Here is a 23,579-nt window from a genome sequence, read left to right as displayed (position 1 = left end):
CAACCTCAGCCCTTACTGTTCTTTGTAGTGACCAAACTTATAGTTCATCTCGTTGTTACGCATTTCGCCTTTAAAGAAGCGTCTTACATTGGCTTTAAGATAAGTTGTGCCTGTTTTCACGACACCATCTTGGTCTAAACGACGTGGGTCAAAGCCAAACGTCATGTTCAAGAATCGGAATCGCCACGTTTTGCTCGCTCGCTTTACGTAGTCGCAGTCTTCACACAATACAATTTCCTCATCAAACCCGCCGATCTCATCATGCGCTCGCTTGGTCGAGAAAATACACGCACCAATCGCGGTAGGGAAAAAGAACTGAGTAGCAAACAGACCTGCGTTAAATAGCCCATAGCCAAACTTATGCACCAATGGCAGCCCTTTTGAACTCATGTACACACCAGCGACTTCTAGCTTTTTCTCTTCTAACTCGTAAAGCGCTTTAGCGAGGAAGTTACGAGGCAAGCTTACGTCTGCATCCAAGAAAAGGACTCTGTTGTACTGAGCTAAAGCTGCACCTGTATTTCTACCAAGGCTTACGCCACGTTCTTGCATGTGATGGACGGTAAGTTTTGGTAGTGCGCTTTCATAAGCCTGCGCAACTTCTCTTGTGTTGTCTTCGCTGTTTGAATCGACAACAATCACTTCAAACTCTTGGTGGGTTTGTACGCTCAACTCTTCCATCAAGCGGCTAATGCGTTTCTCTTCGTTTAATGTAATAACGACAATGCTTACTGGTTCCATGTTTTCACCTGTTCATTCTGCTGATTAATTAACACTAAGGTTACCCAACCAAGCATTAACCAAGCCTTAGGTGAACATTCATTTTCCGTTCATTAACTCGATGATTTCGCACCAATATAAATGAGCTCAAATAGCGATACAGGAACAGCAAAAAAGGGATAAATTAGGGCTAGCGAGCGTTTTATCTACAAACGAGCCAATTATCGAAGGAAATTCACTTTGTGATGGGCTTCTTACTTGCTCATATTCGAATGTGATGTTAGTATCCGCGCTCGCTTGAGCATGAACTCGTTTATGCCTAAGCATTACCACATACTCAAGGTCGCATTGAGGTGTGAAGTTAATTTTTACTAATTTGAGAGTAAAACTATGAAATTTGAAGCAGTAGTACGTACTGAACTAGGTAAAGGTGCGAGCCGCCGCCTACGTCACGCTGGTAAATTCCCAGCTGTAATCTACGGTGGTGAAGCAGCAGCTGTATCTATCGAACTTGTTCACGCTGAAGTGATCAACCAAATGGACAAGCCTGAGTTCTACGAAGCAATCACTCTAGTGATTGACGGCGCTGAAGTTAAGGTTAAGCCACAAGACGTTCAACGTCACGCGTTCAAGCCTAAAGTTGAGCACATGGACTTCATCCGCATCTAATTCCCTACCAAGGAATAAGATTGGATTAATCCAGCCTTCTGCATAGAAAAGATAATCGATCTTACCAGTCGAGAAATCTAGAAATTCGAAACCCCGATGCTACCAACATCGGGGTTTCACCGTTTCTGAGCCCTCAAAAACGTCGTAAAGCCTCTTATCACGGCAGTGTTAGAGAAACATCCCCACTCGCTCCAATTCTTTCAAAGCAACACCATCAGCTATGATACCAACAGGCGCGGAATCCAATGGATGCCACGCGATGCTGTCTGCTTCTTGTGCTGTGATTTCACCTTGCCATTGGGTTACCACAAAGTAATGAATCAACTGTAACTCTTTTGTTAGGTGGTAAAGTGAACATAAGAATGTGTATTCAGTTGGAGTAACGTTTAGCTCTTCATTTAGCTCTCTAAGCAATGTCTGAACTTGATTTTCACCCTGCTCTATATGTCCGCCAGGTATAGTGACCAAGCCGGGATCAGTGTCCTTAGAATCGCTGCGCTTTTCCAGCAATACATGTGATTCGTCCAGCAAGATAAAAGAGACACACTCATGGACATCCATAGATTTTTCCTTAAGCCATAATTTAGATATTTAGACTTTCCTTACGACAACAGAGCCCGCAATGAAATCGTGAATCGCTCTGCGTTTGTGGTTAAACAACATGGAAATGAACTCTAAAAGAACCCAGCCAATCGCCACATAACCAACGAAAATAAAAGCTCGACCTTGTTCTAAACTTTCCCAGGTTTGGCCGTAGAACGACAGTTGTGCATAAGAGTAAACTTGAAAAGGAATAAACATGATTGGGACAATATCTCTCATGCAAGATTGTTTGAGAGTTAGGTTTCGACTTTCAGATACATCGACCACTTTTACTCTCGTGATCATCTTACCGATCGTTTGCCCGTATTTGGCGTGCATACCCACATAGTAAGCGATCCCAATTAGTGAATACGCAACTCCCCAAGCAAACACACCACCGGAATTTATCACGCCAGAAAACACGTAATCGTCTATCCACTCCAAAGGTATAAATACGATTGAATCTATCCAGATAGCAAAGAAGCGTCTCCAAAAATTTGAATACTTATCGACGTACATTCTTGTTCCTTAGTCTCTATTGGCAATAAAGCACAGACCCTACAACACATCAGTTTTTAATACATTCAACTAGTTATGATTTATAAAACAAATGCGAAGCGGCATGCATATGCCAATGATTTACCCCACCGATTTGCAGGCTCACTAACGCTCACGACAAGTTCTTGCTTAGTCTTTCATACAACTCCAAGGCTTTAGCTTTAGAGGTTAATTGCCCGAGAGCGTATTGATGTGCTAATTCAATATCGTCACTTTGTTCTGGATAATAACGCTTGGCTACTGCAGTACACTGGCTCAGGTTGGTGTACCAACTGTCGTCTTTCTCAGCGACAAAGTAGTACGCCGCCCGCACTAACTTCTTGCCAATAACCTTAGCGACATCCGCATCGGTCATTGTTTTAAAGGCCAGACTCATTTGCTCAAGAAAAGTAGACAAGTCACCATTAAGCGCTAGGGCTATTTCACGACTAGGTTTGTGGCGTGGAAAATCAATAGATAGATCATTACCCCAAACACAACAGCAACAGTGCTTGAGCCAAAACTGCCAATGGAATTTTTCTTGTGGCTGCAGAACTTCTGAAAGTGAGCCAGGGTCGATATCAAGCTTACTGACTTGGGGATATGTTTTGGGAATGGTGTCAGAAAGGTGCTGAAATAGTCGATTCTCTTTTTGACCAATAGGCGTATTGAGTACGATAGAAACATCCAAATCCGAGTGACCAACAACCGCCGTTCCTCTCGGCACACTTCCGTATAGGTAGATACCATCAATTTGATTCGGAAGGCCACTTAACAGCGAGTCAATAACAGCATTCACCACACCTTGGAATTCGGGTGCGATATTCTTAGATGAATATAGATTTTCGATGAACCCGTCTTTGTCGAGACCTTTAGCTTGCTCTTCCACCTAGAGTTCCTATTTGAATAGTTATAATTAATCACACAGAATTCTGATAATGATTTCAGGTATGCCATTGGTCAAAGTGACATGAGCTCTCGTTTAGTTTTATCATCCAACTTTTCAATCGCGTAGCGAAATGCCACTCTTGGCATTACTGCATAGTTAGCCTTTAAATAACGAACAACCAATTCAGGCTCTTTTTGACTGAGCACTTTAAGCATCCAACCATAGCCTTTCTGTACTAAGTCATGGTTATCTTCGAGCAATAGATCCGCCACGCGAAACGGATCCAACGCGGCGTATCGATTCTGATTGATTGGATAAATTAAGATGACAGCAGCGGCTCTACGTACAGCAAAATTCGAATGCTCGACCCATTTGATTGTGAGATCGAACAAATCATTATACTGAGACAACAAATCCCCAAAAGCATGAGTACAAAAGTCGTCACAATCGTTCCAGTCTGTGACGAACTCTTTTAACCAACGTTCAAAGATCGGGAACGTGTCTTTTGAATATTGTTTCCTTACCCTAAAAGCCCAATCGTAAGCGATAACACCTAGTGCCCAGTCTCTTTGTTCTAATAATTGAGTGCACAAAGACAACACGTGTGAGATGTCTTTATCTTCAATAGCCTTAAAAGTCTGAGCAGATATGGTTCGAACCTGACCTGTTTTGATGCTTGCTTTCGGATAGCCAACTTCTGAAAGATGCCGATTAACCGTTTCCACTATATCCACTAAAGAAGTACCCCCATAAAGTTACAAGTGACTAGCCAACAAAGCCTAAAGTTCGAAGTATTAGTAATTTTTTAAATTACTAAGGAAGTGCCACATGTTAAGAATCAATGGTTAATAAATTAGATAAGTACGCTTGGGTATTTCAGCACCTTTCCCATTCAGTACTAAGAATCGCGAATACGACTGTATCCCACCACTTATTTTTGAAGAACCTGTGCTCTTTAAAACACGCTTCTTGTCTCGTCCCGAGTGATTTACAATCTTATAGCTGCTAGATTATCACCAATGGTTTCTGCATAAATACGATGAACCCCTAACTCTGAAAACCCAAACTCAGCCAGAGCTTTAGTCGCTTCTATAGGTAGCCCTTTCCCCTGAATCTCTCTCGCAAAAGCGCAGCCCATTGAAGCTTGCTGGTTATCTTCAAGGCGTAAACACATGGTTCCGATAAACTTCCCTGACTCTTTACTTTCAACAGCTAATTGATAGGACTGCCGAGGATCTTCCTCAGCCTGTTCAACAAACAATTGGGTGAGTTGTTGATACTTACTAGGCTCACAATCAGTCTCATCGTAGAAGCGCTGATATTTCGCATCCTGTGACATAGCGACAAACGCGCTTTTATCCTCGAGCGTCATATCTCGGAGAACCAACTTATCAGTTTCCAGTTTGAACATCAGAATTCCTTTTTTGTCTTATAGCCATGGAAGGATAAGTCTCGAAGGTGTTTACTCGTATAGGTTCCCATTGTGTTTTAACCAACCATGGACATGCCTGTTATTAGGGTCTCGATGAGTCCAGTGAATCACACCACCTTTCTTGTTCCACTCGTATTCACCATAGAATTCAACTCGGTCTCCTTTTCTTATATCTTGAATACGAGGAGCCAAGTCAATATTGTGCGTGACTAACACGGTTTGTTTACTGTCCAAACGTAAGATGAATTTCTGATGTCTAGAACCTTTATTATCATCTGGAAGTATTCGAAAAACGGTACCAGAGCCACGAACTTGTACATCGCTTTGGTGACGCTCATAAGCTTGCTTAAGACGAACATCGTTGGCTTGAACATAACCAACACCAATGCAAAGTGTGACCAAAACTAAAGTAAAAAAATGTCTCATTCCTTTTCTTCCTGTCGTTTCCATATTGAGGTATTCATTGGAATTGATGGATAAATAAGCCCTTATTTAACGATGCTTGTATTGAGAAGGACAATAACCTCTCGACACTTCAGAGCTACGAAGTTTTACATGTTTTGTCGCACGACCTGCGACGCGAGCGCGCCACAATTTGAAGCTACCAGGCTTCATATGGCTCCGCATAAAACGAATCACTTGTGACTCATTCAAACCAAATTGCAACTCAATCGCCTCAAACGGGGTTCTGTCTTCCCACGCCATTTCTATAATTCTTGATTCATTCTCTTTCGATAACTTCATTGCATACTCATCCTTTAGAAACTGGGAAGAAGTACGCTATCTCTCACTTTTTAGATCAAAGCGTTATCATTGAATCGCTAAAAAATCACCTGGCAAAAAACAAAGGTTTTTCGCTATCCTCTCTCCTGCCACTCGCAGCGCAGCACTCCATATTTTACCGAATCATAATACTCGCCTTGGTAATAGCGCACCTTTCTCAGCCTTGCTTCTTGCTGGAAACCCAATTTCAAAGCCAGAGACATCATGCGCGGGTTACCTGACCAAGTGGTTAGCCCTACACGCTCTATCTGTTTGTTTTCGAATAAGTAAGTAATCCAGAGCGGAAGTGCCAATGCTGCAATGCCCTTACCCCAGTAATCTGAGTTATAAATGACCACGCCAGCTTCGAGCCAACGTGTCTCTTCGCATTCCCAGTAGCTACTCACGGTTCCAGCTGGCACACCATCGACCACTACCAACTGCATATCGTCGCCATCAAGCAACCGTTGAAAAGAATGTTCTTCAAACTTTTCTAATGATGGATGAGAGTATGGGAAATAAGGGCCATTAAACTTGGTCCACTCATCGTTTGAGATAACCAAGGCATAAATGGCTGCTAGTTCGCTTGGTATTGCAGGTCTGATAGTTACTTGCATTCGCTCTCCTTGCTTTAGATCTTGGTCTTGATTACCGCGGGATTGATCTTAACCATAACAGTCATTAAGAATGAAGTAACTCAGTCGGATGACTGCCAAACTAATCACGATCCGCTATTGGACTAAATAAGCTTGTGCGAATTCTCTAAGCACTCTCGCATTGTTGTGGTGTTTGCTATCCCCGCACTTTATGCCATCCACTCTGATGTCCGGGCTGGAATAAGCAGGTATAACATCTCGCTCATAAGACATCACTGTGCCTCTGTCAGCACAAATTGCGCCAAAGGAATATTGAGGAACTCTTGGGTACGATCCAGAAATGTAACTTTCGATGCTACCAGAGTCTTTCAATAACGTTTTGTAGTCGTGATTAGCACCACTCAAATGGCCAATTTCATGTTCCATTGTCGAGTCTGGGCAATTTATAGCCAAAGAGAAAAAATAGGATACAGGAGATGAGATACCACAATAATCAGACTCGAAACTAGAATTATAGTTAGAAAATACTATCCCTTTAAAAATGGGAACACCTTCCTCTGTTGTTTCAGGAATCGGTTCTTCCATCGATAGTTTTAATAACCTCTCTGCTGCGCTCAAGTCTTGAAACCAGAGGCTATCGATTACCGAGCTATAAGTCACCATGGTTACTTTTCTCGTCATAGGAATGCAGGAGTTCTTCAACACCAGATTTGAATAGCTTTCCCATGTCGCTATCTTAGAGGTTATAAATTCTTGGGAATATTCGGCTAACACAGATTCATCAACATAAAGGTGGATCTCTGTATTCAAAACTTCACTCTGCGCACAAGTAGGAAGCTCTATGGTTTGAGCATTGGAAAATCGGCTAAAGCTCAACACCATAATCAGAACATAACCAACGACCCGGATGAGCCTTTTTAAGAAACTCTTATTTACTTGTGTATTCACCGCCACCCTCTCCCTAAGTTCAAAATCTTAAAGAACACTATAAATGCCGTGACTCAAGATTTATAAAAATCACTATTACACATATAAGAGTGGTCTCTCAAAGTAACTTGTTCTATCGATGTTTTTCAGAAAATAAAAAGCTCGCCAATTGATGACGAGCCTTATTTATTATTGAACCTAACGTATTGCGATACCCTGTTTACTAAGAAACTTGGTCGCGTAATGCCAATTCGACATTTTTCAACACTTTGAACTCTTCTCGAGTGCAACCACGAGCCACGGACACCCAATGATCGCCGGTTTCGTCTGCCCCTTTAAACTCTGCACGCAACTCGTATTTTCGCCATGAAACAAAAGCCAAAATAAAAGTCAGTGCAAGCATTGGCAAGCCAAACTGAGGTACAAACGCCCAAGTCGCAGCAGAGAGCACCAAAGCCAATGAAACGATATTGATTGCGTTTTCTTTAAGGCCCAATTGACGAATTTCTAACTGCTTAATCTTACGCAAGCTATACACATCTTTCTTAACTCGCAGTTCACTAGAGCTGACAAGAAAATCCGTTGCCTTATAAGGCTTACGAAATCTAATTAAATTCGCTAACCCATTGCGTGCTTGGTTCTTATTCATCGCCTTTTCTCCATGTTATTTAAAGGTTAGTAAAAACTAATATAATCATGAGGCTATTGATGAATGAGGAATTTATAAATCAAACAAATGTTAAAATCAAGCTTATGCAATTAATAATACTTATGACAATACCAACCTGACATTTACAATCCCAATAGATATATACGCATCTTGGATGTTAGCTCCATGGGAGAAGTTGGCCAAAACAACAAACAGCGTTGAGCCGTTTTGTAACCACTTATTTCTATCCAATTTTGATAAAAAACAGCTTCCACTCCAGAGCTTGAAGCCTTGTCACATAACACCACCATTAACCATAAGCTTTGCCATAGTTGTGCCACCCGCCTATTAGCAAGCTGAATGATCAAATCATTCATTGCATGACATCAACAGCGCCTATCAATTAAGCAATTGATCTCATAATATGGAGTCTGTATGGTTACTTTATACACACTGTTGCCTAATGGAGATGACGATGGACGAACTACTGACATACGCTATGGAACAGAAACAACGAACGATGGTGACGAGCCTATTCGCAAAGAATGGATTTAAGATCGCAGCAACAGATTTTGATGATGTGACTTTTGAGCGTGAAAGCGTGATGGTCAATGTCCGATTTGATGCATCTTCAAACGTTGAATCGATTTCGGTTTTAAACAAGTAGCGATATTAAAAGCTAGCGCTAGATTACATGCAGGTAACGATAGTTAATCGAAAGTATGGTTATTAAAGACAACATACACGAGTAAAATAACGAAAGTTGCCTGCTCATGGCTCCTATCTCAGAAACGATCAAGTTATAAACTCTCCCATTATTCTAAAACCGATTTCCACTACTTCTTTTCTAACGAATCCTGATTGTTATCCTTTCCCAAAAATCCTTTAGTGATAATTCTACCAATAATTAGCAATTCCATGAGCTTGGCTTATATTTATTAGTACCTTTTGAACAAAATTCGAAGTGATGCCTATGCGCCTAACTCGGTTAATCTATGTCAGTACGCTTTGTGAAAGCTGCGACTCGAAGGCTTTAGATGAAATTCTCAAGATCTCACACGATCGTAATAAGCAGAGCCACTTAACTGGCCTTCTTAGCCACAACGATAAGTATTTCCTACAATGTATCGAAGGTTCTAGAACTGCGGTTAACCATACCTACAATCATATTCTCAATGATAAACGGCACGAGAAAGTCATGATCTTGTATTTCAAAGAGATAGATTGTCGGGAGTTTGGCGATTGGTCGATGGGCGATATTCCGCAATCAAACCTGACCGAATTAGTGAACTTACAGTTTTCAACATCTGATCAATTCAACCCTTATGAGATGTCTGGAGAAAGTGCGTATCAAATGCTTCTAGAGCTGAAACAAAATTTGCCATCTCAATAACCTGTATTCCAAACCAAATCGCCAGCGAGTTGAAGGGCAAACATCACTCTGTTGCTAAGCACAGATACAGAAAAGGCTAGATGTGAATCTAGCCTTTTCTGTTTCATGCTAACGCTCAAGATAATCCGATAAATACAAACAACAATCTATAACGGTGCTGGAGTTGGTATAGATGAAATCGGCCCAAAGTATCCAGCGGCCTCAATTTTGTTTTCGTGCATTCCTAGCCTTGGGTCCTCCTCAAGCCTTCTTACAACGTATTGCCCTTGCTCGTCTTGCTTAATCTTAAAAACCAGTAATGTTTGGTGGGAACGAAGAAACGCATTGAGATTGTTAGGATTGCCTTCCACGACTTTATCACTACGCACTGTCAGTAAGTAAATCGTATCAAGTAAGGTGCCATAATAGCCCGTGCCGACAGCATGAGTACCATCGTGATAAGCGGCTTGAGCTTTGAAACGACCATGAGAGCCGATGATGGTCACATCACGATCGTCGAAATGACTGGTTATTTTGAAGTCGCTAAACATGGCATTTGCCCAAGGTACAAGTAGTAGCAATACAAGTAAGACAATGATGGATAGAACCTTCGTTTTTCTTGTTAATCCCATACTTTTAACCGTCCTTGAATTACGACTTGGTCGAACTTCTTTTTAATATCGTCTTTCTGCAATAACCCAATCACTTTGCCATTTTGCTCAGCGATACGCACATGGGTTAAACCTCTAAAATAGTTTTCCAAGTCGCTCGCCACAACCTTGGCTGCAAACTCGGGGTCAAGGTTCGCTTCATAATCACCATCTAAGGAAAAGAAATACAATGAGTCACCCAAAGATGCATAAATCCCTCGATGCACTCGATACACCTGCCCTTCATAACTGTGGATGGTCTTATAAAGGCCAGATTTTGCGTTCAAAATAATGTCATGTTCATCGTCTTCAAAGTGAGCATAGCCAGAAAAGTAAGTACCCAAAGACAAAAACCACGGCACCAAAAACAGCACCACAATAAAAAGCCCAATCCGTAGGCTCAAAGACTTAAGGCTAACCACCAGCACCCCCGCCGAAACACTCAAAGCACTCGAAGGCTTCTCGATAAACGAAGTAGAACATGATTAGGCCGATAAACAGTGCAATGGTGATTTCCCAAACAACGGGCTTTTTGCTCCAACGTTGAAACACGTTAGAGTCGGAAGACACGGTCGAATCTTGAGTCGTCATCGGCGTTTCTACATTGTCATCAGCTGCCTGAGAAACGGGCTCTTGAATTGTCTCTTTATCATGACCTAATTCGTGAGACTCAATGACCGCTTCATTATTTGCTGCAGATTCATCATGAACAATTTCAATGTTCATGGCGTTGATGAACACATACCCTTCTCCGGGCAAATTATTCACTTCAAACCCAAGCTCTAAACTGTCTAACTTTTTTCTCAACTTCATGATAGCAACGGCCAAAGAGTTATCACCAACCACTCTTCCTGGCCAACCTTTCTCTATCAACGCCTGCTTATCAATCACTTCTCCGTGTGATTCACAGAAAGCCAACAGCAAGTTGTATTCACTTCGGTTCAGTTCTAAGGGTTGATTCTCCTGCCCAGAGTCACTGTCTATCAAAGTGATGGTTCTTCTTACTGTATCTATAGAAAGTCTTTTAAACATTCTTTTCCCTGTATTACTGCCACCTACTAAAAGTAGCCTAAAAAAACATAAAACACGATTTATCAGTCAGTTAACCGTGATAAACCTAAAAAATTAAACGTTATTAACTGCGTATAAAGCACTATTAACGGGCTTTTATTTCCAATTCATACGCCATTGAAGTCAAATCAGTCACCTCGAAAGTGTGCATGTGATCTCGATTCCAATGCACCTTTTATTTTTATACATACATTTATAAACAATAGGTGACAAAGATGAAACTTAATAACTTTTTCGTGATGGGTGCAACAGCATTCGCTATGACTTCTGGTTCGGTATACGCGGCAGATGATGCGGCTATCGCTAATGTAATTTGGTCTGGTGACATTGGTTCGTCGATTCCAAGCTCTAATCTAATCATCACTGGTTTGGGCGGTGGAGACATTGAAACAGGCAAATTATACGTTGATTCAAAAGGTACATTCTCATCGTCGGAAGTGGTACTCGAATCTCGTCAGTTTGACCCAGAAACCGCAACAGTTGGTGACCGACAACCTGGAGCTACCTGGACTTACGTAACATCTCAGCTTTTGCTTGACGGTCAAGTCTCCGACCAAGCTGAGATCAAAGTTTACGACGACGGTTTGGAACTTCAGAAAGCAACGCCTACCGTGATTGACATTTCATATGTCAAGCTCGCCGTGAAGAATGACATTGAGATTACTGATATTCCAGTACAAGGCAATGCTACTGTCTCAGTGCAAATGGCTGCCAGCTACGTAGAACAGCTTTAAGTCGTTTGGGGAAAACTGTGAATTACTTAACTCGCCCACTTCTCGTTCTGTTGACTGCAGGCGTTATGAGCTTTTATGCCAATGCAGAAACTCATACGTTCCAGTTAACGAGCGATATCGATAAAAAGAATTTTTTCTCTTATCAGATTACAGAGGTCGCGTTTTCCCCTTCTTCATTGACATTAACGGTCGATCCAAAAAGCGACTCTTTCCGTGATGCAACAACCCAGTTATTGGTTGAGACCGATATTCCAAGTTCAGACCAATCGACTCGGTTCCAGTTATTCATGACGGGCAATACAGCGCAGTGTTTCGATATTGATAAGCAAACATTACCAACGCCTGCTGACCTTGTCGATGTCACTGTCGCGGATCAACCCTTAACTTCATCGAACCCAGTTCTGATGGATTTCAATACCTCATCAGACGACCTAAAGGGTGGCGAATACGACGTGACCTTATCCTTTGGGGCTTTACCGACAGGCTCAAACCTGTGCCAAGGCCAGTTATCTGTTTTAGCGGAGCTTTCACTGTGAAAAACAGCACGTTTATTACAACAACGATCTTAGGTTCGTTGACCTTGTCACAACTGGTTTTTGCTAATGGAAACACTTTAATCCCAGCGGGATTTGAAGATTTTTATTCGAAACAAGAGCGCGATGTCGAGATAAAAAACATTGATGGCCGTTACATGACGATTCCTATGTCGGTAACTTACGATTCAGTGCAATTCAGCAACCCTGAAGATGCGGCTGCCGTTGCAAATGAACTGATGTCATCAGGATTAAATGAGCGTACAGCAAAGCAGATAGTCGCTGGGTTTACTCACGGTCAATCGAATACTGTCGACTGCCAAGGTGACCTGAACTTATGTAGCCTAACACCGAAAAGCTATGACACATTTTATGACTATCACTCGAACAAGCTGTACCTCTATGTGAACAAAGAACTGCTTGAGGAAAGCAAACCGAAAGCTCTCAAGAAGCATTACGCGTCGACTTACAACGCAAACCCAGGCTTGATTAACAACGCAAGCTTGTACACATCAAGCGATTTTACTAATAACTTGAATGTGAATTTAAGCGATCAATTCATCTTGGGGCTGCCTTATGGCTCAGTTCATGTCGATACCTATCTGAGCAACCAAGAAGATGCATCTGAACTGAATTACGGTTACTACAACTTAGAGTACCAAAACCTGCGTTTAACAGCAGGCTACCACCAAGATCGCTTGGCGCTAAACAGCACCTCTTTCTTGCTCAACAGCACGCAATATCATGACGTAAACGTGAATTTGTCTTCGAGCAAGAACCTAAGCCGTACCGCTAAAAACGAAGACCAATCGCTGTACTTCTATGCGCAAACACAAGGCGTACTCAAGATATTCCGCGATGAGCAAATCATCGTGCAGCAGTCTGTACAAGAAGGCCAAGGCAGCATCAGCTACTCAGAGCTACCCAATGGCGTTTATGACGTAACCGTTGAGATCTCCGTAGGTACTCAAGTGGTCTCTTCTGAATCGGTACGAATTTACAACGCGAATACAGACACATTGAATACTGGCGAATTCGATTACTCGATCGCCGCAGGCCAATTTCAAAACAACGACACTTATCAGAGTGACGAAGACCAACCATCAGGGATGTCTTCAACTAATGAATTCGAAGGCGTGGCATTTCTTCAAGGTGGGTTGGCTTATAAATGGTCGGACACACAGACGGTCGCGATTGGTAGCACTTTGACCAACGAACATGCGATGGGCCAATTGGGTTTTAAAGGCTACCTGCCATTCGATAGCCGCTATGAAATGTTCCTTTCGAACATCGATAGCGAAGCTTGGTATTTGTCTGGTTATTGGAACCTTGGCAGCTTGGGCTTTACCTATGAGCGCCTAAACAACCCAGACCAAAACCCATTTGCAGAATACTTATACGGTGTCAGTGACAAAGAACAGCTCGGTATTTCCACCAGCTACACCATTGGTGACACGGTGCGTGGGTATAGCTCAGTGAATTACATCGAACAAAGTAATTTATACAACAGTTCGCTAAGTAACTGGTCACTGTCTTCTGGTTTAAGTGCACCGTTTATTGTCGATTCAACTCTCGACCTGAACGTCACCTTTAACAATGAGCAACTGACATCCAATTGGGACGATGGTGAACTCTCCATCTCTCTCAATTGGTCGGTACCTCTTTCGTCGAAGCTTACTGGCAACACAGGTTTCACCGTCACAGAGAATGGCTTTAGCCAATACACCAACAGCTTAGAGACACAAGATTTAGTCGAAAACCAAGATACCGATTTACGACTTACTGCCAGTAACAGTTACTACGTTAACTCCCCTAATGCGGCGGTGACGAATGTAACAGCGTATGCAGCTAAACGGGATGAGCATTACCAAGCTGATGGCTATGTGTACGCCGCGAACAATGGCGAAAAAGCGTTAAACGCGACATTACGCAGTACCCAAATTATTGGTGGCGAGAGCGTGAGTTTCACTACAGCACAAAGTGATGCTTATGTGGTTGTCGATACCCAAAACAACATTCGATTTGATGCCGATGAACGCAAAACCAAAGGCTTGGTGGTGGTAAGAACCGATGACCAAGTGATGAACAAACAATACATCTACGACGACCGAGCAGTCATTACGCTAGACGACTACCAAGCCGCAACCATCGAGCTTGATGTCGAGAGCGTCGCTTTGCACAACACTGGCCAGCAATCGGTAACAGGATACACACACCCTGGTTCGGTCATCGAATTGAATTCAAACGTGAGCCGTGTGATCAGTTTTGTCAGCAAATTCAAAGATATTTTCGGCAACGATGTACACGACATTGAATGTGAAGGCCCTGCTTGTTTGAACGTATCAAGCATTACGTCTGGCATTCATAAAGTCGATGTACAAGAAGGTCAACAGTTCGCACTAACCAGTAATGGTCAGCAGTGTTATTTACCTTCTGTCGACGATGCGAAACAGCTGAATTTTGGTACTAACTTCTGCCAACCAAACTTGAATCCAATGGAATCAATGATGTTGGTTAGCAACAACGAAGAAATTAACGTGATGTACATCGGTGAATTCGATGACATCAACACACTGAACGAACAATTGCATGCACTGACTGACAGCGGGATGGAGTTTATTACCACTCGTCTAGGTCGTACTTCTTTTGTTTACCTGACTGTAAATAAGGATCTTCAACTCAGTCATCAACAACGTCAACACATAGAAAATGTTGCTCGCTACGCCAATTCGGAATCGCTACGAGAGCACAACTTTGTACTTAACCGACCTAAAGGTAACTGATTATGAAAAAGCTTCCTATTTTACTGACTGCTGCTCTTGCAACCTCTGTTAACGCGATGAACGTCGATACCATGTTATTGGTTGGAGACGAATACGGAAACGGTGTATTCACTTTAACTAACAGCAACAAGATCACGGAATTCATCCAATCCAACATTACTCAATTGGTGGTTGAAGATGGCGAGATCACGCGTGTTCCATACTCAGAAAACAACTTTGAAGATTGGCACGTCACGCTGACTCATAACAAAACCATCCTAGAACCCCACCGTCAAAAGCAAATTGGCGTGCGCTCTTTGTGTGGTAACAAATGTGACTTCACTGAAGACCAGTACTACCTCGTCAGCTTTGAACCTTCGCCATACGACCCTGAAGGCAAGCTGAATTCAGCAGTGACAATCAACTTTGGCTACCGACCGTTGTTTGTTATCCCTGCACAAGCTCAAAATATTGATTACTCGATTTCTTTAGATCAAGGCCAATTGCACATCAACAACACAGGTAACAGCTTTGTGCGTGCCTATGTCGATCAATGCACAGATGAAGTAACAGAAGATTGTGAAGTCACGATCATGTCTCTAGCTGGCCGTGAGCGTAACTACCCTCTACCGGAAAACATCGATCTTTCAGACCTAAAAGTCACTGTTGTTAACCACGACGAAAGTTACCGCCAAGATGTGACTCTGAGCGAGAGCAAATAATGAAACGACTCGTTTTATGGTCGCTACTGTTCGCGGCTATGCCAAATTATGCAGCCACTCTCAACATCAATATTGAGGGGCAACAGATACGCTTTGAAAACGCCATCACACTCGGTGGAAATAACTACACCTTGAGTGATTGGTCTATCGCGAGTGGCCTCACGACAACGAGTCAGTTTTTGCCAAGTGCGTTTATTACAGACAAACCAGACACCATGACATTAACCAGTAATGCTGGTCAGAGTGTGGAAGCGGCAATAGCAGTCAATGGTCTGCAATACAATACGGCATCAAACCCTTTCACGCGCGGTGACAACCTGTTCGTGACACCGGTATGCAGCCAATCTCAATTATCGGGAAACATCGTTACGCTTCATGATAGTGATACACAAAGCTGCAGTGCGGATTTCTCATTGGAGTATCCGCAATCCATCACGCCGTTTTATTTCTATCGCCCAACCTTCAACATAGACACAGCCTCACTATTGAATGCACTTCAAGGTCAGGCAAAAGGTGTCTACACGGCAACGATCCCTGCTGACATCAAATACTACTACCGCTCTGCGGGTGGAGCGCTAACCTATCGAATTTTGCCTGACGTTTTTACCGTCAATATCGATTACACACCAAACAGCTTAGAAAGCATCAATGTGGTAGGCGATGGTGTATTGAGCCCAGTGTATGACACAACGAATCATACTGTCTCAGCGCAGACCACGTTCAATATCACTGCGCTAGGCCAATTCAGTACTGGCTTATCAATGACACTACTCACCAACGAATTTGAGCTGACATCAGCATCAGGTAAGACATCGATTCCCTACTCTATCCAATGCAATGAAGCGAGCTGTGAGGATACAGATTGGGTTAAAAATGGCGTCAATCAACTCGACAATAATCAAACCAGCTATGTGATTCAGTCACCGAGCTCAGTGATCAATTTCGATCTTAATGTTAACTACCAGAATATTCCTTCGACAGACGTTGAAACCGGTACTTATTCAGGAAACTTCACCGTGATGTTTGAGGAACTGTACTAATGAAACTATCGGCTTTTTCTTTCGGTGACGCTTTAAGGACGAAATACGTTATCGCCGGAGCCTTAATGCTGCCTAACCTATGCTTGGCCGACACTTCTCCGTTTTACATCGGAGCTGACGTCACGAACGCAGGCAAAACAAACTCGGAGGTATCTGATACCGCATTTGGTGGTCAAATTCTATTGGGTTACGACCTAAACAAAACGTGGTCTGTCGAAGCCAGCACTGGCTTTTACGGACACATTAAAACCATGAAAGAACCAGACCTCCCCTATTCAGAAGTTGAGGAAAAAAGATTCAACAGCACGGATATTTCGTTACTCGGGACGATCCCACTGTCACGCCATTACAACCTTTACGCTGGCGCGGGTTCGTTATTGGAGGGCAATACATGGTCTCCAATCAGCCAACTCGGCTTAGAGTATGAGTTCGACGAACAGCTCACCATGAAGTTCGGCTATAAGTTCATCTTCAGCGATGACCCAGAAAAAGATCTGCAAGTTCTCAGTGTCGGTATGCGCTACCATTTCCCGACACAAAATGAATCAGTACTTGAACCGATTGTGTACGACGACATTTCTGTCTCTTCTACGTCAGAAGTGACGGTGTATGAACCTAAGGTTGTCGCTGAAGTAGAGCCTCAAACCTGCGAGACTGTTCGCTATATCGTTAAAAAAGACGATTGGCTGATTAAGATTGCTCACAATCACCACATTAGTTTTGAAGAACTCAAAAAGCACAATCATAGCTTTACAGATCTCAAAGATATCGACTTGATTCATGCGGGCGATATCGTGTTTCTTCCTAGCGAGCACTGTAATTAAGCCATGTTGTTGTATCTAAATTCAAAACGAGATGCATTAGAACTCTATGACGGAGAACCACTCACTCTGTTGCACTCCATCTCTCTGAGCACCATCGAGTTTAATGTGCTGCATGTTCTCTATGACAACAGTTATAAGCCTTGTAGTCGTCAAGACTTGAAAAAGGCGGGTTGGCCAGATCGTGTGGTTGGCCCAAATTCGTTGAATGTCTGCATCATGCACCTGAGGAAAAAACTTAAGGCCATCATTGACGACTCAGAAATACGCGTAGTGCCGTCACATGGCTACAAGCTGTTAATTCCGACTTCCATTCAGTTGGTTGGAGAAGGCGAGCTGCCCAGCATCAAACGGAGTGCGAGTTATAAACGACTCAAAGCCTCAGGTACTGATCCTATAAGCCCTCTATCAGTGGAAAAAAGAGCGAAGAGGAAACGAATTAATCCAGGCATTTCTAGTTGCACTCGCAAGCACCAGCGGCTTCGTTGGGAAGACCTGATACTGACGGTAGGTATCTGGACTTACGCTTTTACTCTCTATCACTCGATTTTCAACTGAGGTTTTCATGAAGCTCAAACGACCACTACTGATTATCTTAGCCATTTTGGCTATTCCCTATATCAATGCCACTGGCGGCGAGTTCTCAATTTACTCTGGGCAGACTAAGCGACATGCCGAAACCCACATGCAATTTTTCCACGGTCTTTATTCATCGGTTCAGTTTCTGCCACATGAAGTAGTGAGAAAAGGATATGGCGTTTATGCCGTGCTCAATGACACGGTATTCATGCTCTCGTTAGACAAAGACTACGAATTTCTTAATCCCAACATTGACGACAGGGAGGTATTAAAACTCGATGCGATTCAGCACTTATCTAAAATCAATGTCGCACAGCTAAGCTCTGATAAAAATACAATTTATATGCGAAAACGGTTGGAACATGAAAAAATCGAAAACATTCAATTTAGGGGCGATTTGGGCTTCTGGTAGAATCTCATTATGGAAGGTATCTTTGCTACTGGCGATTTTGCTTTTGATAAGCCCTTGGATCAAACTCGTCGGGTATGAATTCACACTTGAGAGCTCTTTAAGTGGTCCGGAACGTTCGCTGCATGTCTACATCAATAATGGTGTGTTTACCTTTGTGAATATTCTGTCTGACGGCACAACGAGAAAGAGCTCGGGGTTAGTTGGCTTCACGCAAAACACGCTCTATTTTCTTATTTTGGAGTCAAGGTACTTACATGTAGACGACCACTTATCCCCGGAGTTAAAACGTGACTTCATCAATGCCAACAATCGGCTTTTTGACGTTCGGTTAAAGGCTCAGGGAGAACACAAGGTCGTCATGTCATTCGATGAAGAGCTGCAGTTTAAAAAGGTACAGACTCAATTTGCCAGGATTCAAGGCAGCTACCCCAAGATAGATTGATAACTTCAGAAAGTCGCGCAAAAAAGCCCCGATGCATGGGGCTTTTTTGCAACTAAGTCTAGATCTAACAACAACTTATTAGTTGTCAGCTGAAGCTTCCTGCTTACTCTCTATAGTCAAAGCTTGCTCTTCACTGTCAGAAAGCGCCTGCTGCTGACTGCCGGAAAGCATTTGTTGCTCGGCAGTAATATCCGACTCTTTAAACACGATAAACGCTCGACGGTTGAGCGCATCGGCTTTATCTGAACGTTCATTGATTGCTGGCTGCAATTTACCAAACGACTTCACTTCCCAAATGAACTGATTCGGGTCGAGTTTAGTTTTAAGGTATTCAACCACTGTTTTTGCACGGCGCTCCGCTAACTTCTCATTGTAAGAAACCGAACCCGCTTGGTCGGTGTGTCCTGCGACCAAGATGCTGCCTTGCAAACCACTTAATTGCGCTGTGAAATCATCCAACTGAGTTAAGTCTTCTGGCTTAAGTACTGATTTATCAAAATCAAAGTGTGGCGTCATTGCCATGTACACTTTACGCTCAGGCTTTGGTGGTTCACAGAAAGGCATCTCTTCGTACTTCTGAGCTTCTTCAAACACGATAAACGCACGGCGGTTTTCCGCTCGATCTTTATCGGTTTTGCCTAACAATAGAGGTTGAGTCTCACCAAGGTGCTTCACTTCCCAGTCGTAACTCGTTGGGTCGAGGTGCGCTTTCAAATAGTCTGCGACCGACTTAGCACGGCGTTGTGAAAGGCGCTGGTTGTAATCCAACGAGCCTTTGTAATCGGTGTGTCCAACGATCGTGATGCGCCCTTTTAGGCCTCTGATCTCTTCGACAAAGGTATCTAGGTTGATCTTGTCGAGATCGCGCAGTTTGTATTTATCAAAAGCAAAGTGCTCTGCAATCGCAATGTGCACTTCGCGTTCAGGCGCTAAACATTCGCTAATCAAAAACTTAGACACATCTAAGCCGGCAAACTTATCTCGATTTTCTTGACTCACATAGGTGTCGGTTGCACAGCCAGCAAGAAGCAAAGCGCTCATTACGCCGCTGACTAGGCCAATTGTTATTTTCATTTTACGTTCAATCTTCAACTTTAAAATCTCTACTCTCTACGCTCTTCCCTCTTTGGGGCTGGCTTAAATCTTACCGACTAAGTTAATGAACACACCTGAAGCGTCATAATCATCATCGTTGGTTAAATCACTATCAAACGCAGAGAAGTTATAACCAATGCCCATTTTTAAGTTTTCACCGATGTGCTTGTTGACAGAGACCAGCGCGCCGTGCTCTAACTCATCATTGAGTGTGTCGGTTTTCCAGTGATACTCACCCGTGACATCCCACTCTTTCATTACGCGATAAGAAGCACTCAGTCCGTATAAGTCGATGTCGCTCTTGACCATCTCATTCGCACCAGACGCTCGCTCGAAGGCTTGCTCTTTGTCTTTATGCGCATATTTAGTGCCGACGTCCCAGTGCTGATCGATTGAATAGATCGCTTCAACTTCAATTATCTGGCTAGTTTCGTCTTGATAATCCACATCGCGATCCAGTTGATCGAAGTCTGCAATATAGGTGTAGCGGCTCAGTAAGTTGAGTCGATCGTTGTAGATCGGACGATACGCAAGTCCGCCCGTCGCCTCGGTAAATTGCGCCATGGTTTCGCCAGTGGTTTCACTCTCTGTAATTGAATAGTTGTACTTACCAAACAACGTGTATTCTTCTGTTAAGTGATGCGTGTAACGGTTGGTCGTCACGATTTGTTGCAGCTCACGTTGGGCTATCTCTGGGTCGTCTTCACTCTTGTCCACTCGATATTCGAATTTGTGGCTTAGGGTGATGTCGTCTAGGTCAATCGATGCATTGAAGCTGATGGACTCACGCTCTGTGGTGATGTTCTCGTCATCTTCAATTTCACCAAGCTGATAACCGATGCCCATCTCGACATCTTCCGTCACGTCGTAACCAAAGCCATACGAATCGATACGGCCGTGACCATCGTTTTCATCAACGAACTGGTTCTCTTGGTAGAAATCGACACTGCTGGTCAGGTCTGCACGCTGACCGACAATCACATTGTTTTCACCTTCATAGTTATCATCAACGTAAGTCACGTACGTGGAGTGGTCATCCGATACATCATAAGTCACCGTTGCTTCGGCAACCTGGCCGCGGTCGCCATCGGTGTATTCACCACCCAATGACAAATCTTCCAATACTTGGAATTCCGCACCAATCGATGCGCTATCGTTCTCGTCGTAGTCATCCGATTGAGAGACTGTGGTTTGTCCTTTGATGTAGACGCTGTTGTCGCTGTCCCACATATATTCCAAACGCACACCGGCTAAGGTCGCATCGCTTTGCTCATCGTTTTGGTTCAGCTCTTCGGTTTGTTGCCCCGCTGCAGACACCTTGATGTGCTCAGTGATTTTCACTTGAGTCTCGACCTCAATGGTTTCAGTATCCGCTTCTAAGTTGCCGTCGATATCGCGCTCTTCGTTTGTCGAAAAACGAGACAGCACCGCCAAACGGTCGGTCGCTTGCAAACGAAGCTCGGCACCATAGGCTTCTTGTTCTAAGTCGTCGCTGCTGCTCGCGTAACTGTACCCTGCATCTTTGTCTCGATACCAAAGCTTCAGGTCATTACCTACTGCACCAAAGATCGTTGGAGCAAGGTCATAAAGGCTTGTTACTGCGGTGATTTGAATGCTGTCACCTTCGCGGTCTTCTAGCGTGTCGCCAATCGGCGTAAAGGTTAAACCACCATCGATAGAGACAAAATTCGACTCGGTTTGAGTACCTTCACTGCGGGCAAACTCGGCCTTGATGTAGGTGCCCTCCGTCGCACGCAACGTTAAATCAGTGCCGTAAGACTCGTAGTCTTGATTGTCTTTTTCTTGAGTCGCATACGTCACACCCACACCAACGTAATCGTTAATCCAACCCTTGGCACGACCACCGTAAGACATCGCATCCAGCGAGTCTGAACCTTGTGGAACATACTCATAATCGACAACCAGAAAGTTTTCGTAATCGTCACCGTTTTCAATCACGCTGCCGAAACTGTCAGACAAAATATTGTCGAGTGGCTTGGTCAGAATGATTCGACCCTGGTACGGGTCGAAGTCATAGTCGACACCCGGCTCAAGCGGAATTTCGTTTTGTACTAGGCCAGATTCATCTTTTACTTTTACGTAGACCTTGTCACTTCCCGGTACCGCTTCACCGTGGCGAAGGAAGTAAAGAGAACCGCCCGTACCTAAGAACTCATCGTGCGCATACAAGGAGTCAGCTTCTGCCGTAAAACCAACCACGTTCAAGCGATCTTCACCATATTGTGTGGTATCGCGAGTACGGTAATCGGCCTTGAAACCATAGAGGCTACGGTTGTAATCGTTGTTCTCAGTACCGGTCAACCCTGTGTTGTAGTTACCCCATAAATACTGCGATTTATCGTATTCTACGTTGAGGTAAACCTTACCCTTAGTATTGACTACTTTTTCGATGTTTGAGCTGTCACCATAGTTGCCGTAATACAGCTCATCGTCATCTTCGAGAATATCAAACACATCCGAATCGTCTGATGCGAACGGATGTTTGAACATGTCTTTTATCTCACTTTCTCGAGTATCGAAGTGAGTGGTCACGCGAAGCTTGTCACCGAATTTACCTTGACCAAAGTACGCTAAACGCCCTTGGTTATAGATGTCGTCTTGATACTGGTCATCGACACTCAATGCATCACTGTTACCAGAAACGTTGTTTTTACCAACATAAAGATCAGCCAAACCCGTTTGTGCGTAGTAGGTATCTGGGATACGAACGTAAAGCTTGTAGCGGCGCTCATCACCGTTATCAAACACAACTTTGGTTGGAAAAATGTAGGAGTCTGTTGGTAAGTACTGCTCTGCGTATAAGTTGCCGTCTTCAACGTCAAATTCATCTTCACCGATGATGACTTTATCAACGCCTTTTAAACCGGTACCAATGAACTTAGCTAAGCCCGCATTGGTTGGAATGTTATGACGCATCAACTTGGCTTGGCCGTAGCTTTTGTCTTTACTCTCTTCATCGTCGTTATCGTTGCGATCGATATCGACTTCAGAGTCTGGCTTAACCAAATCCGTCACACCAACCGTGGTCACGTCCATGTTGCCATCTTTGTCCCACGCTTTTAGGCGGAACATCAACTGCTCACCGACCTTAAACTGGTAGTCAACATCGGTTTGACCATCCCAATTGATATCAGAGTCGTTTGCCAGTTTATCGCCATCAAGCACAGCGATGGGCTCAGACAAACCAAAGTCACCGACACGGTACACCTCTAACTGGTACTTTTTGATGTAGTAACCATAGTTGGTGGTAATGGTGAATCCGACACTGTCTCGCAGTGTGCCCTGCTCAACTTCCAACTCATCGCTGACACTGACATCTAATACTGGGTCAAAGCGAGTGATATCACGGCTTGCCCAAATAGCGCCTTGCTCTAAGTATATACGCGAGCTGTCTTGGTCTTGGTTCGGCTTGGTGATTTCAATGCCTGTCGTCTCAGAACCGAGTTTTTCAAGCTTACCTGTGTCTTTCGCTACCGCCATCACAGGGATGGCAGCTAACACACACGTTGCTAAACGAGACTTACTAAATACTTTCATACAATTTCCAGATACGGTTCCAATG

General features: G+C 43.5%; 27 protein-coding genes and 1 pseudogene. 12 read left to right on the top strand and 16 right to left on the bottom strand.

Translation table 11 applies throughout. The features are described from left to right. Positions 1–12: 12 nt before the first annotated feature. Positions 13–741 carry a glycosyltransferase family 2 protein gene (locus tag OCV12_RS06025; RefSeq protein ID WP_261885614.1) on the bottom strand — a complete coding sequence of 243 codons (729 nt, stop codon included), beginning with the start codon at positions 739–741 and terminating at the stop codon, positions 13–15. Between the two features lie 369 nt (positions 742–1,110). On the opposite strand from OCV12_RS06025, the gene rplY reads away from it, so the two are divergent. Further along, on the top strand, positions 1,111–1,389 hold the full coding sequence (gene rplY, locus OCV12_RS06020; RefSeq protein WP_132763680.1) for a 50S ribosomal protein L25: 279 nt from the start codon (positions 1,111–1,113) through the stop codon (positions 1,387–1,389). Between the two features lie 168 nt (positions 1,390–1,557). Here the strand turns inward: rplY and OCV12_RS06015 are convergent, their stop codons facing one another. From OCV12_RS06015 to OCV12_RS05970, 10 genes and pseudogenes are all read right to left on the bottom strand, one after another. Continuing rightward, positions 1,558–1,950 carry an NUDIX hydrolase gene (locus OCV12_RS06015; protein WP_176681559.1) on the bottom strand — a complete coding sequence of 131 codons (393 nt, stop codon included), beginning with the start codon at positions 1,948–1,950 and terminating at the stop codon, positions 1,558–1,560. 30 nt (positions 1,951–1,980) lie between these two features. Then, on the bottom strand, positions 1,981–2,490 hold the full coding sequence (locus tag OCV12_RS06010) for an RDD family protein (RefSeq protein WP_261885613.1): 510 nt from the start codon (positions 2,488–2,490) through the stop codon (positions 1,981–1,983). A 151-nt stretch (positions 2,491–2,641) separates the two neighbouring features. Further along, positions 2,642–3,397 carry a nucleotidyltransferase domain-containing protein gene (locus OCV12_RS06005; protein ID WP_261885612.1) on the bottom strand — a complete coding sequence of 252 codons (756 nt, stop codon included), beginning with the start codon at positions 3,395–3,397 and terminating at the stop codon, positions 2,642–2,644. 71 nt (positions 3,398–3,468) lie between these two features. Beyond that, complete coding sequence (locus OCV12_RS06000) at positions 3,469–4,131, bottom strand: DNA alkylation repair protein (RefSeq protein ID WP_176681562.1); 663 nt, start codon at positions 4,129–4,131, stop codon at positions 3,469–3,471. A 142-nt stretch (positions 4,132–4,273) separates the two neighbouring features. Next, positions 4,274–4,808: pseudogene (locus tag OCV12_RS05995) on the bottom strand (GNAT family N-acetyltransferase). 51 nt (positions 4,809–4,859) lie between these two features. Beyond that, positions 4,860–5,255, bottom strand: coding sequence for a DUF3465 domain-containing protein (locus tag OCV12_RS05990; protein WP_261885611.1), 396 nt, complete (start codon positions 5,253–5,255; stop codon positions 4,860–4,862). 66 nt (positions 5,256–5,321) lie between these two features. Continuing rightward, on the bottom strand, positions 5,322–5,573 hold the full coding sequence (locus tag OCV12_RS05985) for a TIGR03643 family protein (protein ID WP_261885610.1): 252 nt from the start codon (positions 5,571–5,573) through the stop codon (positions 5,322–5,324). Positions 5,574–5,686: 113 nt separating this feature from the next. Continuing rightward, positions 5,687–6,208, bottom strand: coding sequence for a GNAT family N-acetyltransferase (locus tag OCV12_RS05980; RefSeq protein WP_261885609.1), 522 nt, complete (start codon positions 6,206–6,208; stop codon positions 5,687–5,689). A 114-nt stretch (positions 6,209–6,322) separates the two neighbouring features. Beyond that, positions 6,323–7,069, bottom strand: a complete 747-nt coding sequence (locus OCV12_RS05975; protein WP_390904561.1) for a zinc metalloprotease — start codon at positions 7,067–7,069, stop codon at positions 6,323–6,325. A 268-nt stretch (positions 7,070–7,337) separates the two neighbouring features. Then, positions 7,338–7,763: a hypothetical protein gene (locus tag OCV12_RS05970; protein ID WP_261885607.1), complete on the bottom strand. Its 426-nt coding sequence runs from the start codon at positions 7,761–7,763 to the stop codon at positions 7,338–7,340. A 475-nt stretch (positions 7,764–8,238) separates the two neighbouring features. On the opposite strand from OCV12_RS05970, the gene OCV12_RS05965 reads away from it, so the two are divergent. Both OCV12_RS05965 and OCV12_RS05960 read left to right on the top strand, forming a co-directional pair. Continuing rightward, positions 8,239–8,430, top strand: coding sequence for a hypothetical protein (locus tag OCV12_RS05965; protein WP_176681569.1), 192 nt, complete (start codon positions 8,239–8,241; stop codon positions 8,428–8,430). A 306-nt stretch (positions 8,431–8,736) separates the two neighbouring features. After that, positions 8,737–9,156 carry a BLUF domain-containing protein gene (locus OCV12_RS05960; RefSeq protein ID WP_261885606.1) on the top strand — a complete coding sequence of 140 codons (420 nt, stop codon included), beginning with the start codon at positions 8,737–8,739 and terminating at the stop codon, positions 9,154–9,156. A 146-nt stretch (positions 9,157–9,302) separates the two neighbouring features. Here the strand turns inward: OCV12_RS05960 and OCV12_RS05955 are convergent, their stop codons facing one another. Genes OCV12_RS05955 through OCV12_RS05945 form a run of 3 tightly spaced genes read right to left on the bottom strand, consistent with a single transcriptional unit; the run spans position 9,303 to position 10,817 of the window. Beyond that, positions 9,303–9,767: a hypothetical protein gene (locus OCV12_RS05955; RefSeq protein ID WP_261885605.1), complete on the bottom strand. Its 465-nt coding sequence runs from the start codon at positions 9,765–9,767 to the stop codon at positions 9,303–9,305. Further along, on the bottom strand, positions 9,758–10,147 hold the full coding sequence (locus OCV12_RS05950) for a hypothetical protein (protein WP_239848611.1): 390 nt from the start codon (positions 10,145–10,147) through the stop codon (positions 9,758–9,760). Before OCV12_RS05950 ends, OCV12_RS05955 begins: the two co-directional genes overlap by 10 nt. Before the next feature lie 52 nt (positions 10,148–10,199). After that, a complete protein-coding gene (locus tag OCV12_RS05945) occupies positions 10,200–10,817 on the bottom strand; it encodes a winged helix-turn-helix domain-containing protein (RefSeq protein WP_261885604.1) in 618 nt (205 codons plus the stop codon). A gap of 254 nt (positions 10,818–11,071) precedes the next feature. Between OCV12_RS05945 and OCV12_RS05940 the strand changes: the two genes are divergently transcribed. Genes OCV12_RS05940 through OCV12_RS05900 form a run of 9 tightly spaced genes read left to right on the top strand, consistent with a single transcriptional unit; the run spans position 11,072 to position 18,901 of the window. Beyond that, positions 11,072–11,590, top strand: a complete 519-nt coding sequence (locus tag OCV12_RS05940) for a hypothetical protein (protein WP_261885603.1) — start codon at positions 11,072–11,074, stop codon at positions 11,588–11,590. Positions 11,591–11,607: 17 nt separating this feature from the next. Further along, complete coding sequence (locus OCV12_RS05935; RefSeq protein WP_261885602.1) at positions 11,608–12,126, top strand: hypothetical protein; 519 nt, start codon at positions 11,608–11,610, stop codon at positions 12,124–12,126. Further along, positions 12,123–14,906, top strand: coding sequence for a TcfC E-set like domain-containing protein (locus OCV12_RS05930; protein ID WP_261885601.1), 2,784 nt, complete (start codon positions 12,123–12,125; stop codon positions 14,904–14,906). The genes OCV12_RS05935 and OCV12_RS05930 overlap by 4 nt, the downstream gene beginning before the upstream one ends. 2 nt (positions 14,907–14,908) lie before the next feature. Further along, positions 14,909–15,607, top strand: a complete 699-nt coding sequence (locus OCV12_RS05925) for a fimbrial biogenesis chaperone (protein ID WP_239848606.1) — start codon at positions 14,909–14,911, stop codon at positions 15,605–15,607. Next, positions 15,607–16,647 (top strand): hypothetical protein, encoded by a 1,041-nt coding sequence (locus OCV12_RS05920; protein ID WP_261885600.1) that lies wholly within the window; start codon positions 15,607–15,609, stop codon positions 16,645–16,647. The genes OCV12_RS05925 and OCV12_RS05920 overlap by 1 nt, the downstream gene beginning before the upstream one ends. Continuing rightward, entirely contained in the window at positions 16,647–17,471 is an 825-nt protein-coding gene (locus tag OCV12_RS05915) for a LysM peptidoglycan-binding domain-containing protein (protein ID WP_261885599.1), read from the top strand. Before OCV12_RS05920 ends, OCV12_RS05915 begins: the two co-directional genes overlap by 1 nt. Positions 17,472–17,474: 3 nt before the next feature. After that, entirely contained in the window at positions 17,475–18,026 is a 552-nt protein-coding gene (locus tag OCV12_RS05910) for a winged helix-turn-helix domain-containing protein (RefSeq protein WP_261885598.1), read from the top strand. Between the two features lie 7 nt (positions 18,027–18,033). Further along, on the top strand, positions 18,034–18,459 hold the full coding sequence (locus tag OCV12_RS05905; RefSeq protein WP_261885597.1) for a hypothetical protein: 426 nt from the start codon (positions 18,034–18,036) through the stop codon (positions 18,457–18,459). Beyond that, a complete protein-coding gene (locus OCV12_RS05900; protein ID WP_261885596.1) occupies positions 18,410–18,901 on the top strand; it encodes a hypothetical protein in 492 nt (163 codons plus the stop codon). The genes OCV12_RS05905 and OCV12_RS05900 overlap by 50 nt, the downstream gene beginning before the upstream one ends. Before the next feature lie 78 nt (positions 18,902–18,979). On the opposite strand, the gene OCV12_RS05895 is transcribed toward OCV12_RS05900, so the two are convergent. Both OCV12_RS05895 and OCV12_RS05890 read right to left on the bottom strand, forming a co-directional pair. Further along, positions 18,980–19,975: an OmpA family protein gene (locus OCV12_RS05895; protein WP_261885595.1), complete on the bottom strand. Its 996-nt coding sequence runs from the start codon at positions 19,973–19,975 to the stop codon at positions 18,980–18,982. A gap of 63 nt (positions 19,976–20,038) precedes the next feature. Beyond that, the gene (locus OCV12_RS05890; RefSeq protein WP_261885594.1) at positions 20,039–23,554 is read right to left on the bottom strand and encodes a hypothetical protein; all 3,516 of its coding nucleotides are present in this window, start codon (positions 23,552–23,554) and stop codon (positions 20,039–20,041) included. Positions 23,555–23,579 lie beyond the last annotated feature (25 nt).

Origin of the sequence: Vibrio pomeroyi (genome assembly GCF_024347595.1) — a bacterium.
GTDB classification, from domain to species: Bacteria; Pseudomonadota; Gammaproteobacteria; order Enterobacterales; family Vibrionaceae; genus Vibrio; species Vibrio pomeroyi.
Note: the sequence above shows the minus strand (reverse complement) of the source record. Positions and strands in the feature narration are given on the sequence as shown.